The 14,403-nt window shown below is 66.1% G+C and carries 15 protein-coding genes; 10 read left to right on the top strand and 5 right to left on the bottom strand.

What is annotated here, in order from left to right; genetic code table 11:
• Positions 1–69: 69 nt before the first annotated feature.
• From ccmA to YUU_RS0117345, 5 genes are all read left to right on the top strand, one after another.
• The gene (ccmA, locus tag YUU_RS0117365; RefSeq protein WP_027523534.1) at positions 70–672 is read left to right on the top strand and encodes a heme ABC exporter ATP-binding protein CcmA; all 603 of its coding nucleotides are present in this window, start codon (positions 70–72) and stop codon (positions 670–672) included.
• A gap of 301 nt (positions 673–973) precedes the next feature.
• The gene (ccmB, locus tag YUU_RS0117360) at positions 974–1,642 is read left to right on the top strand and encodes a heme exporter protein CcmB (protein ID WP_027523533.1); all 669 of its coding nucleotides are present in this window, start codon (positions 974–976) and stop codon (positions 1,640–1,642) included.
• Positions 1,643–1,719: 77 nt separating this feature from the next.
• Positions 1,720–2,511: a heme ABC transporter permease gene (locus YUU_RS0117355; RefSeq protein WP_027523532.1), complete on the top strand. Its 792-nt coding sequence runs from the start codon at positions 1,720–1,722 to the stop codon at positions 2,509–2,511.
• Between the two features lies 1 nt (position 2,512).
• Positions 2,513–2,692 carry a heme exporter protein CcmD gene (gene ccmD, locus YUU_RS0117350; protein WP_027523531.1) on the top strand — a complete coding sequence of 60 codons (180 nt, stop codon included), beginning with the start codon at positions 2,513–2,515 and terminating at the stop codon, positions 2,690–2,692.
• The gene (locus YUU_RS0117345; protein ID WP_027523530.1) at positions 2,689–3,282 is read left to right on the top strand and encodes a DsbE family thiol:disulfide interchange protein; all 594 of its coding nucleotides are present in this window, start codon (positions 2,689–2,691) and stop codon (positions 3,280–3,282) included. Before ccmD ends, YUU_RS0117345 begins: the two co-directional genes overlap by 4 nt.
• A gap of 154 nt (positions 3,283–3,436) precedes the next feature.
• On the opposite strand, the gene YUU_RS0117340 is transcribed toward YUU_RS0117345, so the two are convergent.
• Both YUU_RS0117340 and ftsY read right to left on the bottom strand, forming a co-directional pair.
• Entirely contained in the window at positions 3,437–4,039 is a 603-nt protein-coding gene (locus tag YUU_RS0117340) for a septation protein A (protein WP_027523529.1), read from the bottom strand.
• A gap of 126 nt (positions 4,040–4,165) precedes the next feature.
• Positions 4,166–5,110, bottom strand: a complete 945-nt coding sequence (gene ftsY / locus YUU_RS0117335; protein WP_027523528.1) for a signal recognition particle-docking protein FtsY — start codon at positions 5,108–5,110, stop codon at positions 4,166–4,168.
• A 93-nt stretch (positions 5,111–5,203) separates the two neighbouring features.
• Here ftsY and YUU_RS0117330 point away from each other — a divergent pair, with 93 nt between their 5' ends.
• Both YUU_RS0117330 and YUU_RS0117325 read left to right on the top strand, forming a co-directional pair.
• Positions 5,204–5,869, top strand: a complete 666-nt coding sequence (locus tag YUU_RS0117330) for an RluA family pseudouridine synthase (RefSeq protein WP_245288031.1) — start codon at positions 5,204–5,206, stop codon at positions 5,867–5,869.
• A gap of 274 nt (positions 5,870–6,143) precedes the next feature.
• Entirely contained in the window at positions 6,144–7,253 is a 1,110-nt protein-coding gene (locus tag YUU_RS0117325; protein ID WP_027523526.1) for a DUF2336 domain-containing protein, read from the top strand.
• Between the two features lie 210 nt (positions 7,254–7,463).
• Here YUU_RS0117325 and mtaB read toward each other — a convergent pair whose 3' ends face one another.
• Both mtaB and dapF read right to left on the bottom strand, forming a co-directional pair.
• The gene (mtaB, locus tag YUU_RS0117320; RefSeq protein WP_027523525.1) at positions 7,464–8,717 is read right to left on the bottom strand and encodes a tRNA (N(6)-L-threonylcarbamoyladenosine(37)-C(2))-methylthiotransferase MtaB; all 1,254 of its coding nucleotides are present in this window, start codon (positions 8,715–8,717) and stop codon (positions 7,464–7,466) included.
• Positions 8,717–9,589, bottom strand: a complete 873-nt coding sequence (gene dapF / locus YUU_RS0117315) for a diaminopimelate epimerase (RefSeq protein ID WP_027523524.1) — start codon at positions 9,587–9,589, stop codon at positions 8,717–8,719. The genes mtaB and dapF overlap by 1 nt, the downstream gene beginning before the upstream one ends.
• Positions 9,590–9,789: 200 nt before the next feature.
• Between dapF and YUU_RS56425 the strand changes: the two genes are divergently transcribed.
• Positions 9,790–10,536, top strand: coding sequence for a GyrI-like domain-containing protein (locus tag YUU_RS56425; RefSeq protein WP_027523523.1), 747 nt, complete (start codon positions 9,790–9,792; stop codon positions 10,534–10,536).
• 5 nt (positions 10,537–10,541) lie between these two features.
• Positions 10,542–11,246 carry an SIMPL domain-containing protein gene (locus YUU_RS0117305; protein WP_027523522.1) on the top strand — a complete coding sequence of 235 codons (705 nt, stop codon included), beginning with the start codon at positions 10,542–10,544 and terminating at the stop codon, positions 11,244–11,246.
• 174 nt (positions 11,247–11,420) lie between these two features.
• Here YUU_RS0117305 and YUU_RS0117300 read toward each other — a convergent pair whose 3' ends face one another.
• Positions 11,421–12,416 (bottom strand): MBL fold metallo-hydrolase, encoded by a 996-nt coding sequence (locus YUU_RS0117300; protein WP_027523521.1) that lies wholly within the window; start codon positions 12,414–12,416, stop codon positions 11,421–11,423.
• Between the two features lie 418 nt (positions 12,417–12,834).
• Here YUU_RS0117300 and ffh point away from each other — a divergent pair, with 418 nt between their 5' ends.
• The gene (gene ffh / locus YUU_RS0117295) at positions 12,835–14,391 is read left to right on the top strand and encodes a signal recognition particle protein (RefSeq protein ID WP_027523520.1); all 1,557 of its coding nucleotides are present in this window, start codon (positions 12,835–12,837) and stop codon (positions 14,389–14,391) included.
• Positions 14,392–14,403 lie beyond the last annotated feature (12 nt).

The raw sequence follows: 14,403 nt of genomic DNA, 5'->3' as shown, positions 1-14,403 counted from the left end.
CCTCAAATTCTGCTGCGCTACCCCAAGTTTTCTTGAGGGCCGGCGGTGACGGGGTCGACCAGAAGCGACATGCAGCTCTCAGGGCGTGGCATCAGATGCGTGCGGGGCGGCCGCGAGGTGTTTGCCGGCCTCGATTTCGTGGCCGCCTCCGGCGAGGCGCTGGCGGTTGTGGGGCGCAATGGCTCCGGCAAGACCTCGCTGCTGCGGCTGATCGCGGGGCTGCTGGTTCCGGCCGGGGGCAAGATCGAGCTTTCCGGCGGCGATGCCGAGCTGACGCTCGCCGAACAATGTCATTATCTCGGCCATCGCGATGCGATGAAGCCGGCACTGAGCGTGGCGGAAAACCTCGCTTTCTGGGCTGATTTTCTCGGTGGCGAGCGCTTCGACGGGGCCGAGAGCCTGTCGACCGTCAGCCTCGACCACGCCGCCCATCTGCCGGCCGCGTTCCTCTCCGCCGGCCAACGCCGCCGCCTCTCGCTCGCCCGCCTGCTGACGGTCCGCCGCCCGGTCTGGCTGCTGGACGAGCCGACCACCGCGCTCGACGCCGCCGGCCAGGACATGTTTTGCGGGTTGATGCGGGAGCACCTGGAACGCGGAGGAATGATTATCGCCGCCACCCACATGCCGCTGGGGATCGAGGCGCGGGAGCTGCGGATCGGGGGTGTGGCGTGAAGTTCGACCAGCCTCAGCTTTCCTGCTCTGGTCCCCCGCGCTCTCGGCTTTCTTCGAGCCCAGGCTCCATCCTCTCCGTTCCCTCCCCCCTTTCGGGGGAGGGTCAGGAAGGGGGGTGCCACACGGCACGGCCTATCGGGTCGAGCGCTGGGGAGGCAGGCGCTCTGTTGCTGGCGCTTCGCCGCCGACGAGCACCTTCCTCGGGGCTACCCCCCTCCCCCACCCTCCCCCGCAAGGGGGGAGGGAGCGCACCGGCCGGGCGGCGCGATCGCGATGTCCGTTGCGCAACAAGAGGCGCCCCATGACCGCCCTCTCCGCCCTTATTCGTCGCGATGTCCGGATTGCCCTGCGGGTCGGCGGCGGAGCGCTCATTGGGGTGCTGTTCTTCCTGACCGTGGTGGTGCTGATGCCGTTCGCGGTGGGGCCGGATCTGGCGCTGTTGTCGCGGCTGGGACCGGCGATCCTGTGGCTGGGGGCGCTGCTGGCGAGCCTGCTCACCCTCGACCGTCTCTTCATGGCCGACCACGAGGACGGCTCGCTCGACCTGATCACGATGAGCCGGACGCCGCTGGAACTGGCCTGCGCCGCCAAGGCACTGGCGCATTGGCTGGCCGCCGGCCTGCCGCTGATCGTCGCAACCCCCGTGCTCGGCCTCCTGCTCAATCTCGACATGGTCGCAACCGGCGCGGTGGCCCTCACCCTGCTGGCGGGAACGCCGGCCCTGACCTTCACCGGCATGATCGGCGCGGCGCTGGCGGTGACGCTGCATCGCGGCGGGCTGCTGATGGCGGTTCTGGTGCTGCCGCTGTCGATTCCGGTGCTGATCTTCGGCGTCGCGGCCTCCCAGGCCGTGATCGTCGGACCAATGTCGTTCGGCGCGCCGTTCTCGATCCTGTGCGCGCTGTCGCTCGTCAGCCTGGTGATCGGCCCCTTCGCGGCCGCCGCAAGCCTCCGGCACGGACTGGACTGATCTTGACCCCGATCAACTTTCGGTTCGCACTTTCGTGCTGATTGCCTGCGGCCCCTTGCCATGATTATCAGGTGACCATGACGCTGATCGACCTCGCCAACCCCTCGCGGTTCCTTGCGCTGACGGCGCGCGTGCTGCCGTGGCTTGCGGGGGCGACCGTGATCCTGCTGGCGCTTGGCCTCTATCAGTCGGCGCTGGCGCCCGACGACTATCAGCAGGGCGCCACCGTGAAGATCATGTTCATCCACGTGCCCAATGCGTGGCTGTCGATGTTCGTCTGGGGCGTCATGAGCGTGGCCTCGCTCGGCACGCTGGTGTGGCGGCATCCGCTCGCCGACGTCGCCGCGAAAGCGGCCGCTCCAATCGGCGCCGCCTTCACCTTCCTCGCGCTGCTCACCGGCTCGCTGTGGGGCCGGCCGATGTGGGGCACCTATTGGGAATGGGACGCGCGGCTGACCTCGGTGTTGATCCTGTTCCTGATGTATCTCGGCCTGATGGCACTGTGGCGCGCGGTGGAAGATCCCTCGCGTGCGGCGCGTGCCGCGGCGGTGCTGACGCTGGTCGGCGCGATCAACCTGCCGATCATCAAGTTCTCGGTCGACTGGTGGAACACGCTGCACCAGCCGGCCTCGGTGATGCGCATGGGCGGCTCGACGCTCGACAAATCGTTCCTGATTCCGCTGCTGGTGATGGCGGTCGCGTTCACGCTCTTGTTCGTCACGCTGCATCTGGCGGCGATGCGCAACGAGATCTTGCGCCGCCGCGTCCGCTCCCTGCAAATGATGCAGGCGAGCCGCATGGCGTTTTCGAGCGAGGTGGGCGCCGGTTCGCGTGAAGAAAACGCGTCAAAAGAATTTGGGGCCGCATAACATGTCGCTCGGCCCCTACGCCTCCTTCATCGTGACGTCCTATCTCGCCGTAGCCATCGTGGTGGCGATCCTGATCGGCTGGATCGCGATCGACTATCGCAGCCAGACAGAGCGCCTGCGCGAACTGGAAAAGAGCGGCGTCACCCGCCGCTCGGGCCGCAGTGCCACGGAGCTGCGATGAGCGAGCACTCGACCTCCGCCACGCCGTCGCGCGGCACCTTCCTGGTGGTGCTGCCGCTGCTCGCCTTCATCTGCCTTGCGCTGCTGTTCTGGTTCCGGCTCGGCAGCGGTGATCCCTCGCGCATTCCCTCGGCACTGATCGGCCGGCCCGCGCCGCAGACCACGCTGCCGCCGCTCGATGGCCTGCAAGTTGGCGGCGCGCAGGTGCCGGGACTCGACCCGGCCGCGTTCATGGGCAAGGTCAGCCTGGTCAATGTCTGGGCGTCCTGGTGCGTGCCGTGTCACGACGAGGCGCCGCTATTGACCGAGCTCGCCAAGGACAAGCGCTTCCAACTCGTCGGCATCAACTACAAGGATGCGCCCGACAATGCGCGGCGCTTCCTCGGCCGCTACGGCAATCCGTTCGGCGTCGTCGGCACCGATGCCAACGGCCGCGCCTCGATCGAATGGGGCGTCTACGGCGTGCCCGAGACCTTCGTCGTGGGACGCGAAGGCAAGATCGTCTACAAGCTGGTCGGCCCGATCACGCCGGAGAATTTGCAGAGCGTGCTGCTGCCGCAGCTCGAGAAGGCGTTGAAGGCGGGAAGCTGACGCCGTCGTCGGTACCAGCGAAGCAATATCGCTGTCATGCCCCGGCTTGACCGGGGCATCCAGTACACCGCGGCTTCTCTGTATCCCTCTGCCGTCTCTGGAATACTGGATCGCCCGGTCAAGCCGGGCGATGACAGTTGAATGTGTGGCCAGCCTACCTCTTCCTCACATCCCCCGCTTCGGCCTCGCTCGCTTCCAGCGAGACCGGCGCGATGTGGTAGCGCTTGGTCAGCGGCATCTGCGCGATGGCGAAGATCATCGTCAGCGGCGTCACGCCAAAGACCTTGAAGTTGACCCAGAAGTCCGTGCTCTGGGTGCGCCAGACGATTTCGTTGAGCACCGCCATGCCGGCAAAGAACAGCGCCCAGCGGAAGGTGAGGATGCGCCAGCCCTGCGGGGTCAGGTTGAACATCTGGTCGAACATGATGGCGATGAAAGAGCGGCCGAACAACAGCCCGCCGCCGAGCACGGCTGCGAACAGCCCGTAGATGATGGTCGGCTTGACCTTGATGAAGGTCTCGTCGTGCAGCACCAGCGTCAGTGTGCCGAACACCAGCACAATCGCGCCGGTGACCAGCGCCATGATCGGCACGTGCCGCGTCACCACATAGGAGGCGATTATCGCCGCGACGATGGCGACCATGAACGCGCCGGTCGCGGCGAACAGATTGAACCTCGAATTCACGAAGAAAAACACGAGCAGCGGGCCGAGCTCGGTTGCCAGCTTGAACAGCGGATGCGGCTGGGTCTTGTCCATTACCTGACCTTTGTTGCCGTCATCACCCGCGAAAGCGGGTGATCCAGTACTCCGAGGCGCTTCGATCGACAACCAATAGCGCGGCGTACTGGATGCCCCGCCTGCGCGGGGCATGACGAGAGAAACCTACGATTCAATTCCGGCGATCGCCCGGGCGAAATCGCGCGCGGTGAACGGCGCGAGATCGTCGACGCCTTCGCCGACGCCGATGAAATGCACCGGCAGCTTGAACTTCTCGGCGAGCGCCACCAGAATGCCGCCGCGCGCGGTGCCGTCGAGCTTCGTCATCACGAGGCCGGTAACACCGGCCGTGCGGTGGAACGCCTCGACCTGCGACAGCGCGTTCTGGCCGACGGTGGCGTCCAGTACCAGGAGCACCGCATGCGGCGCCGTGCTATCCACCTTGCGGATCACGCGCACGACCTTCTCGAGCTCGTTCATCAGCTCGGCTTTGTTCTGCAAGCGGCCTGCGGTGTCGATCAGGAGCACGTCGATCGCCTGCTCCTTCGCCGCCGTCAGCGCATTGAAAGCGAGGCTTGCCGAATCCGAGCCCTGCGCGCCTGATATCACCGGCGTCCTGGTGCGCTCACCCCAGACCTTGAGCTGCTCGATCGCCGCGGCACGAAACGTGTCGCCGGCCGCCAGCATCACCTTGCGGCCTTCGGAGGCGAATTTCGCCGACAGCTTGCCGATGGTCGTGGTCTTGCCCGAGCCGTTGACGCCGACCACGAGGATGACGAAGGGCTTTCTCGCCGCATCGATGTCGAGCGCTTTTGCGACCGGCACCAGCACCTTCTCGACCTCTGTGGCGACGACGTCCTTCACCTCATCCGCCGAGATCGCCTTGTCGTAACGTCCGGCGCCGACCGCGTCCGTGATGCGCACCGAAACCTCGGTGCCGAGGTCGGCGCGCAGCAGCACGTCCTCGATGTCGTCGAGCATGGCGCGGTCGAGCTTGCGCTTGGTGACGAGATCGGCGACCGCGGTCCCGAGCGAGGCCGACGTGCGCTTCAGCCCGTTGGACAGGCGTCGCCACCAGCTCAGTTTGGGGGTGTCAGTGGTATCGTTCATGGTGGCGTGTTAGCCGTTCCGGCTCCTAAACGAAAGTCTCCAACGAAAGTCCTGATATTGCTCGATGTTCCCGAGTTGACTGCGGATGAAATCATGGCGCGCGTGCTTCACCGCGACGGGTTGATGCTGGTGATCGACAAGCCGGCGGGCCTTCCCGTGCATCGCGGCCCCAAGGGCGGGGCGAACCTGGAAGCATCCTTCGACGCGCTGCGATTCGGCCTGCCACGGCCGCCGGTGCTGGCCCACCGGCTGGACAAGGACACCTCCGGCTGCCTCGTGCTTGGGCGTCATCGCAAGGCGACCGCTTCGCTCGGCCTGCTGTTCAAGCACGGCAAGATCGGCAAGACCTATTGGGCCGTGGTCGAGGGCGGACCGGCCGAGGACGAAGGCACCATCGACCTGCCGCTCGGGCGCCTCAATGCCGAGCGCGGCTGGTGGCAGAAGCCGGACCCGGAAGGCCAGAAAGCGGTCACCAACTGGAAGGTGATGGGGCGGGGCGAGGGCCTGACCTGGCTTGCCATGGAACCGGTCACGGGCCGCACCCATCAATTGCGGGTGCATTGCGCGGCGCAGGGCTGGCCGATCGTCGGCGACAACATCTACGGCAACGGCCCGCGCTTCGGCGAGCCGCGGCTGCATCTGCATTCGCGCGAGATCGTGGTCCCGATCTCCCGCAACAAGGAGCCGGTGCGGGTGGTCGCGCCGGCCCCGCCGCACATGCAGGAGCGGCTCAGGACCTGCGGCTGGAACGGGGAATAGCGCCGCATGTTCGCTCAACCTCTCCCGCTTGCGGGAGAGGTCGGCGCGCAGCGCCGGGTGAGGGCTTTCTCCTCTTGGAGGTTCTCGGTTGCGGAGACGCCCTCTCCCCGGCCCTCTCCCGCAAGCGGGCGAGGGAGCCCGCCGCCTTCGTGGCGGCAATCGAACCTGATCCCAACAGGCGCCGATGGTTTACGAAACGTTCAGTGCTCGCCTCTAATGATGCCGGTTGCTTAGAACAAGCTTCTTCGAACCGGCTCAGGACGAGCAACGCTTCATGCCGCAGGCCCAGCCATCGATCATCCACGAAGTCGAGGGTGCGATTCGCGCTGGCTCGGACGAAAAGCGCCTGGAAACGGTGCGGCGCGTCACCGACCTGTTCCTGTCCTCCGCCGGCAGCTTCAATGACGAGCAGATCGCACTGTTCGACGACGTGCTCGAGCGGCTGATCAAGACCATCGAGCTGCGCTCGATCGCCGACATGGGCGCGCGCGTCGCACTTGCCGAGATCGCCGCGCAGCTTGCGCCGATAGCGCAGGCGCCCCCGTCCGTGATCCGCCGTCTTGCCGGCAATGACGAGATCAGGATCGCCGGCCCGGTGCTTCAGGAATCCGCGCGCCTCGACGATGCCGAGCTCGTCGGGATCGCGGCCACCAAGGGCGAGCAGCATCTGCTTGCGGTCGCCGGGCGCTGGTGGCTGAAGGACATCGTCACCGACGCACTGCTGGCGCGCCGCTATCCCAGCGTCAGCCGGCGCCTAGCCGCCAATCCCGGCGCACGGTTTTCGGCAAGCGGCTTTGCCGTTATCGTCGGACAGGCCGAACAGGACCCCGAACTGACGGTGAGCCTCGGCGTGCGCGTCGATCTGCCGTCGGACCTGCGCCGTCAATTGCTGCGTTCGGCAACCGACGCCGTTCGCACCCGCCTGTTGTCGCGCGCCCCGCCGCATCTGTTCGAGGAAATCCAGAACGCCATCGCAAGCGTCGCGACCGGCGTCGATCGCGAGATGTCGGGGATCCGCGATTTCGTCGGCGCCAAACGCGCCGTCGCAAAGCTGAAGGAGACCGGCCAGCTCAACGAGGCAACGTTGCTCGGCTTTGCCGTGCAGCGGCGCTATGAGGAAACCGTCGCTGCGCTGGCAGCATTGTCCCAGTCCACCGTCGAGGTGATCCGGCCCCTGATGCAGAGCCTGCGCGATGACGGCCTGCTCGTGCCCTGCCGCGCAGCGCTGCTGAGCTGGGAGACCACCAGCGCCGTGCTGGAAAGCCGCTACGCCACCGGCACGATGAAGCCAGCTGACCTCGCCAAGGCCAAGGGCCATTTCGCCAGAATGACGCCGGACAACGCAAGGCGCACGCTCAGGTTCTGGCAGGTAAGGGCGTCGTAGGCGGACTCTTGAAAGCGCGCTGCGTCCACATCTTCGGTGTCGTCCCGGCGAAGGCCAGGACCCATACCGCGTGATCCATCGGTGAAGCGCGCTCGCAGTACCGCGGGAAAACTTCTTAACTACAAGTCTTCGCCAAACTACTCCCTGGGATTATGGGTCCCGGCCTTCGCCGGGACGACGTTGGGGGTGCCGTTGCCGAACGACGGCAAGTTATGTCGTCAGCCGCTCACCGTCACTGCCGCCGATCTTGAGCGACACCACGTGTCCCGCCTGCTCGCCCGCAACCGCCACCGGCAAAAAGTGCTCCGTACGCCCCTGGCTGTCGCTCTCAATCAGCACCTCGCGCGTCTCGCCGATCTCGGCTTGCAGCCGCCGCTGCAACGCAGCCTCGCCCGCTACGCGCAAACGCCTTGCGCGATCCTTGATCACCGCGCCTGCGACCTGCGGCATCCGCGCGGCCGGGGTGCCGGGGCGCGGCGAATAGGGGAAGACGTGCAGGAAGGTGAGACCGCATTCCTCAACGAGGTCTCGCGAGCGCGCGAACATCTCTTCCGTCTCGGTTGGAAAGCCCGCGATGATGTCGGCGCCGAGCGCGATGTCCGGCCGCATGCGGCGGACCTGTTCGCAGAACGCAATCGCGTCGCGCCGCGAATGCCGCCGCTTCATGCGCTTCAAGATCATGTCGTCGCCGGATTGCAGCGACAGATGCAGATGCGGCATCAGCCGCGCATCATCTGCGATGGCATCGAGCAGATCGCTATCTGCCTCGATCGAATCAATCGAGGAGATGCGCAGCCGCTTCAGCTCCGGCACGTGCCGCAGGATCTGCTTCGTCAGCATGCCGAGCTTGGGCGCGCCCGGCAGGTCGGCGCCGTAGCTCGTGAGATCGACGCCCGTGAGCACGATCTCAGCGTGGCCGCGCTCTACCAGCCCACGCACCTGCTCGACCACCGCGCCCATCGGCACCGAGCGCGAATTGCCGCGGCCGAACGGGATGATGCAGAAGGTGCAGCGATGGTCGCAGCCGTTCTGCACCTGCACGAACACGCGCGGCAGGCCGCTCGCAAAGCCGTCGATCAGATGCGGCGCCATCGCCTTCACCGCCATGATGTCACTGACCGCGATCTTGTCGCTGCTGCCGACATCGAACGCGGCGCGCGTATCGCGCCAGGCCCTCGCGTGCATCTTGTCGTCATTGCCGACGACGCGATCGACCTCCGCCATGCCTGCAAACATGTCGCTTTGCGTTTGCGCCGCGCAGCCGGTGACGACGATGCGCGAGCCGGGCCGCTCGCGCTTCAATTTGCGGATCGATTGGCGCGCCTGCGCGACCGCCTCGTTGGTGACCGCGCAGCTATTGATGACGATGGTGTCTGAGAGCCCTGCGCCCTCCGCCTCGCGGCGGATCACCTCGGCCTCGAAGGCGTTGAGGCGGCAGCCAAAGGTTACGACCTCGACGCCCATCAGGCGACCGAGGCGAACAGCGCCGGATCGAAATTGCCCTCATATTCGAAGGTCGCGGTGCCTGTCATCAGCACGTGATCGTCGCGCTCGCGCCATTCGATGCCGAGCTTGCCGCCGGGCAGCGTGATCTCGACGCTGCGGTTGGCGCGCTTCAACCGCGCCGCCGCGACCGCGGTCGCGCAGGCGGCCGAGCCGCACGCCCTGGTGAGGCCGGCGCCGCGCTCCCAGGTGCGGATCGTGATGTGATCGCGATCGACGATGTGGGCCAGCGTGATGTTGGCGCGCTCGGGGAAGATCGGATGGTTCTCGAGCAGCGGACCAAAACGCCCGAGATCATAGGCGTTGACGTCGTCGACCCAGAAGATCGCGTGCGGATTGCCCATGCTCACCGCGGAGGGCGAATGCAGAATCGGCTTGTCGATCGGCCCGATCTGCAACTCGATGTAGCGGGTGTCGCGAAACTCCTCCGCCAGCGGAATATCGTGCCAGCCGAACTTCGGCGCGCCCATGTCGACGGTATAGAGATCGGGGGCCGGTCCCTGCCAGCAGTTCAGAAGCCCCGCAGCGGTCTCGAACGCCGCGGTGGTCTGCCCGGTCTTCTCGAAAATCCGCCGCACCACGCAGCGCATGCCGTTGCCGCAGGCGCCGGCCTCCGAGCCGTCATTGTTGTAGATGCTGATGAAGGCCTCGGTGCCGTCGAGCCGCGGCTTCCGGAGCACCATGAGCTGATCGTAGGGCACGCCGTTCGCGGAGGCGACCGCACGCGCGTCGTCGGGCGTGACCGGCGCAGCCGAATCCCGCATGTCGACAACGACGATCTCGTTGCCGATGCCGTTCATCTTGGCAAATGCGTGATTGGCGAGCGCGCTCATGAAATGTCCTGAATTTCGCCTGTCTTATATGGCGATCATGGGACGGTTGGCCAGTCATTTGCCGCGTGTGCCCTATGACGCATCTGTCATGGGACGAATTTGGGCCATGCGTGTTAGATAGGCGCGTTCGCGCGAACCGGGACGCGCACGTGGTGCAAGAAAATGCGGGCAGGTCCTTGCTTGCCCTGGGGAGACACGTAATGACGAGCTTTTTCCGTCCTTTTCTGGCCGCGATGATCCCGGCAGCGGCCATTACCCTCTGCCTCTCCGGCGCGTTCGCCCAATCGCCGACCCCAGCACCGGCTGCCTCCGCAAGCCCCTCGCCAGCACAGGCGACCTCGCCCTCACCGGCCGCCAGCGCGTCGCCCTCACCTGCGACGTCCCCGTCGCCGGCCCCGGCGGCCAGCGCCTCACCCTCGCCCAGCCCGACGGCGCCCCCGGCAGCAGCCACGACCCCGCCCGCCACCTCCGCCCCGGTTCAGACCGCCGATCCCTTTGGCCAGGAGATGACGCTGGAACCGAAGAGGGTCGTGATGGCCAAGGGCAGCGCCAACTGGGATTCCGCCTTCGACACGCTGATCGATTCGTTCAAGGCGCTGAACGCGCTTCTCGATAAGCAGGGCATCAAGCCCGCGGGCAATCCGATGATCGTCTACACCTCGACCGACGACACCGGCTTCACCTTCCTCGCCGAGATCCCGATCGATCAGGATCCGAAAAACCTGACGAAGGACATGAGCATCGGCAAGTCGCCGGAGGGCAAGGCGCTGAAGTTCGTCCATCGCGGCTCCTACGACAACATGGACAACACCTATGAGGCGATCACCAATCACCTCGACGACAAGAAGCTGGAAGCCAAGGACACCTTCATCGAGGAGTACCTCACCGATCCCCTGAAGACGGCCGAGGACAAGCTCGTGATCAATGTCTATGTGCCGCTGAAGTGAGCGTGATGAAAAAAGCAATTGCTGCCATTTTCGCCGCCGCGCTTGGCGCGACACCTGCGCTTGCCGACGATTTTCCGTCAGCGGTCTCGGTGAGCGGCGAGGCGACCGTGTCCGCGGCGCCCGATCTCGCGCAAATCGATGCCGGCGTCGCAAATGACGCGAAGACCGCGAAAGAGGCCTCCGACGCCAACAATGCGGCGATGGGCAAGGTGCTGCTGGCCTTGAAGGGCGCTGGCATCGAGGAGAAGGACTACCAGACCTCGCGGCTGTCGCTGCAGCCGCAATATGCAACCTCGTCCAAGACGTCGGACCGCGCGACCAGCATCGTCAGCTTCCGCGCCAGCAACCGCGTCACGGTCAAGATTCGCGACGTGACCAAGGTGGCCAGCGTGATCGACACGCTGGTGAGTGCCGGCGCCAATGATGTCGGCAACATTTCCTTCGAGGTGACGCAAGCCTCGAAGCTGCTCGACGGTGCCCGCGAGCAGGCGCTCGCGGACGCCCGCCGCAAGGCGGAGATTTATGCCAAGGCCGCCGGCGTCACGCTCGGCGCCCCCCTCAGCATCTCCGAAGGCGGCGGCCCGATGCCGCTGTTCAAGGGCCGCATCGCCGCTGCACCAATGGCCGCAGCCCCGGCGCAGGTCGCTCCCGGCGAGGAGACGCTGTCGGTGACGGTGAATGTGAGCTGGGCGATCAAGCCGGCGCAGTAGCTCTCATGTCCCGGACGCGCTGCGGCACCGAAAGCGCGATCACGCGCGTCTTCAACGCGCTATGGACGCTGCGCAGAGCCGGGACCCACTAATGCATAAAGTCTGGGCCCCGGCTCAGCAGCGCATCACTAACGTGCTGCGCTGCGTCCGGGGCACGAATCATTCGACGAGACGCTAAATCTCCACGACCTGCCCCGGCTTCAGCGCCACGAACCGCTCGCGCGGAACGTTCGCTGCATCGAGGGCCTCGAGCAGCGCCTGCGCCGGCGCATCGATGGCCTCATCCGTGAGCTGGAACGTGCCGTGGTGATGTGCGAGCGCAGCCTGCGCGCCGCAATCGATGAGCGCTTTCACCGCGTCTTCCGGGTTCATGTGCTGCTCGCGCATGAACCAGCGCGGCTCGTAGGCGCCGATCGGCAGGATCGCGAGCCGTAAAGGTCCGTGCGTTTCGCCGGCGCGGCGGAAATGCGTACCCTCGCCATAGCCGGAATCGCAGACGACGTAGATTTTCCCCGCGGGTGTCTCCAGCACGAAGCTCGCCCACAGCGCCCTGTTGCGGTCGAACAGGCTGCGCGCACTCCAGTGCCGTGTCGGCACGAGATGCACGGCAATGCCGCCGCCGAGCTCGACGCGGTCGTGCCAGTCGAACGCCTCGGCGCGGATCGCGCCATCGCGCTCACGCATGGTGAGATCATTGCCGAGCGGCGTGACGACGCGCGGAGCAAAATTCTTGGCGAGCCGCGACAGCGTCGCGATGTCGAGATGGTCGTAGTGGCCGTGCGAGACCAGCACGACGTCGATCTTCGGCAGCTTGTCGAAGGCAATGCCGGGATCGTTGTGACGCTTCGGCCCGGCCCAGCCCACCGGCGAGACCCGCATCGACCAGACGGGGTCGACGAGGATGTTGAGACCGCTCGCCTGGATCAGCCAGCTCGCGTGGCCGACGAAGGAGAGCCGCACCTTGCCGCCGTTAACCGCCAGCGGCGGATAATCGGCATAGGGGCTCGGAACCCATTTCGGCCAGGCCGACCGGTCGCGCTTGCCGCCAAATTGCCAGCGCAGGACCTCGCGGAGCGATTTCGGCGGCACCCCGTCGGGATCGAAGAACTTTTCGCCGTCGAAATGATCGGACGGCGGGCCGGAATAGCTCTTAATGCTGCGGCGGGTCATTTAACGGCCCGAATGGCCCCAAAATAAAGGTTCCGGCAAGGAATAAGCAGCCGGACCGGCCCCTTCAAGATGCGGCATTGCGGCTTGTTTCCTTGACTTTTGCGACTTGCGGGGGTTTAAGGCCGCACCACTTCTCGGAAAGGCTTTCTTTTCGACCCGCCGACTGGCCCTGCGAGGCCAGAGGTCAACGCCCGACAGCGCGATGCGCCCTCGGGCGCAAAGGTGTTTGGAAGATCGCATTTGGCTTCGGGCCACGACCCGAGCAAGTGGTCATCCCCCGCGAAGGCGGGGGATCCAGTATTCCAGAGGCAGCTCGGCTTGAACCGCGCCGCCGCGGCGTACTGGATGCCCGGTCAAGCCGGGGCATGACGGTGGTGAACGCGACAACCCTGCGCAAGCAGGACAAAGGACGACTTCATTGTTCGACAATCTGTCGGAAAGGCTTGGCGGCATCCTCGATCGTCTGACGGGGCGCGGTGCGCTGACCGAAAAGGACGTCGACGCCGCGATGCGCGAGGTTCGCCGCGCGCTGCTGGAGGCCGACGTTGCGCTCGAAGTGGTGCGCAGCTTCACCGAGCGTGTGCGCGAGCAGGCGATCGGCGCCACCGTCGTGAAGTCGGTCACTCCCGGCCAGATGGTCGTCAAGATCGTCCATGACGAGCTGATCAACACGCTTGGTGCGCAAGGCCAGACCATCGACGTGAATTCCGTGCCGCCGGTGCCGATCATGATGGTCGGCCTGCAAGGCTCCGGTAAGACGACGACCACCGCAAAGCTCGCCCGCCGCCTCGTCCAGCGCGACAAGCGCAAGGTGCTGATGGCTTCGCTCGACGTCTACCGTCCGGCGGCGATGGAGCAGCTCGCGGTGCTCGGCCGCGATCTCGACATTCCGACGCTGCCGATCGTCGCAGGGCAGCAGCCGCCGCAGATTGCGAAGCGCGCGCTGGAAGCCGGCAAGCTCGGCGGCTACGACATCGTGCTGCTCGACACCGCCGGCCGTACCACGCTCGACGAAGAGATGATGGCTGAGGCCGCCGCGATCAAAGCCGCCGCCAACCCGCACGAAGTGCTGCTGGTCGCGGATAGCCTCACCGGCCAGGACGCCGTGAACCTCGCGCGCTCCTTCGATCAGCGCGTCGGCTTGACCGGCATCGTGCTGACGAGAGTGGACGGCGACGGCCGCGGCGGCGCCGCGCTGTCGATGCGCGCCGTCACCGGCAAGCCGATCAAGCTGATCGGCACCGGCGAAAAGACCGACGCGCTGGAGGATTTCCACCCCGACCGTATCGCCGGCCGTATCCTCGGCATGGGCGACGTGGTGTCGCTGGTCGAACGGGCCGCTGCCAATATCGACGCCGAGAAGGCCGCACGCACCGCCGAGCGGATGCGCAAGGGCCAGTTCGACCTCAACGACATGCGCGAGCAGCTTTCGCAGATGGCGAATATGGGCGGCATCAGCGGGCTGATGGGCATGATGCCCGGCATCTCCAAGATGAAGAACCAGATCGCCGCCGCAGGGATCGACGACAAGATCCTGAAGCGCCAGGTCGCGATCATCGATTCCATGACGCGCGAGGAGCGCCGTCATCCCGACCTGCTCAAGGCGAGCCGCAAGAAGCGCATCGCCGCGGGAAGCGGCCAGAGCGTCGAGCACGTCAACAAGCTGCTCAAGATGCACCGGAACATGGCCGACGTGATGAAGGCGATGGGCTCGGGCAAGCGCGGCCCGCTCGCCGGCATCGCACAGGCGATGGGCTTTGGCGGCGGCATGAAGATGCCCTCGCCCGAGGAGATGAAGGCGTTGCAGGAGAAGATGCAGGGCGCGGGCGGCGGACAGGGCTTGCCCAACCTGCCGAAGGACCTGCCCGCGGGCCTGCGCCAGGGCCTACCGAATGTGCCGGGGCTCACGGGCCTCAGCAACAAGCCGACCCTTCCCGGGCTTGGTGGCTTCCCCGGACTTGGGAAGAAGAAGTGACCTCGACCGTCA

Source organism: Bradyrhizobium sp. Ec3.3, from assembly GCF_000472925.1.
Lineage (GTDB): Bacteria > Pseudomonadota > Alphaproteobacteria > Rhizobiales > Xanthobacteraceae > Bradyrhizobium.
The sequence above is the reverse complement of the archived record's forward strand: the minus strand, read 5'-3'. Positions and strand labels throughout refer to the sequence as shown.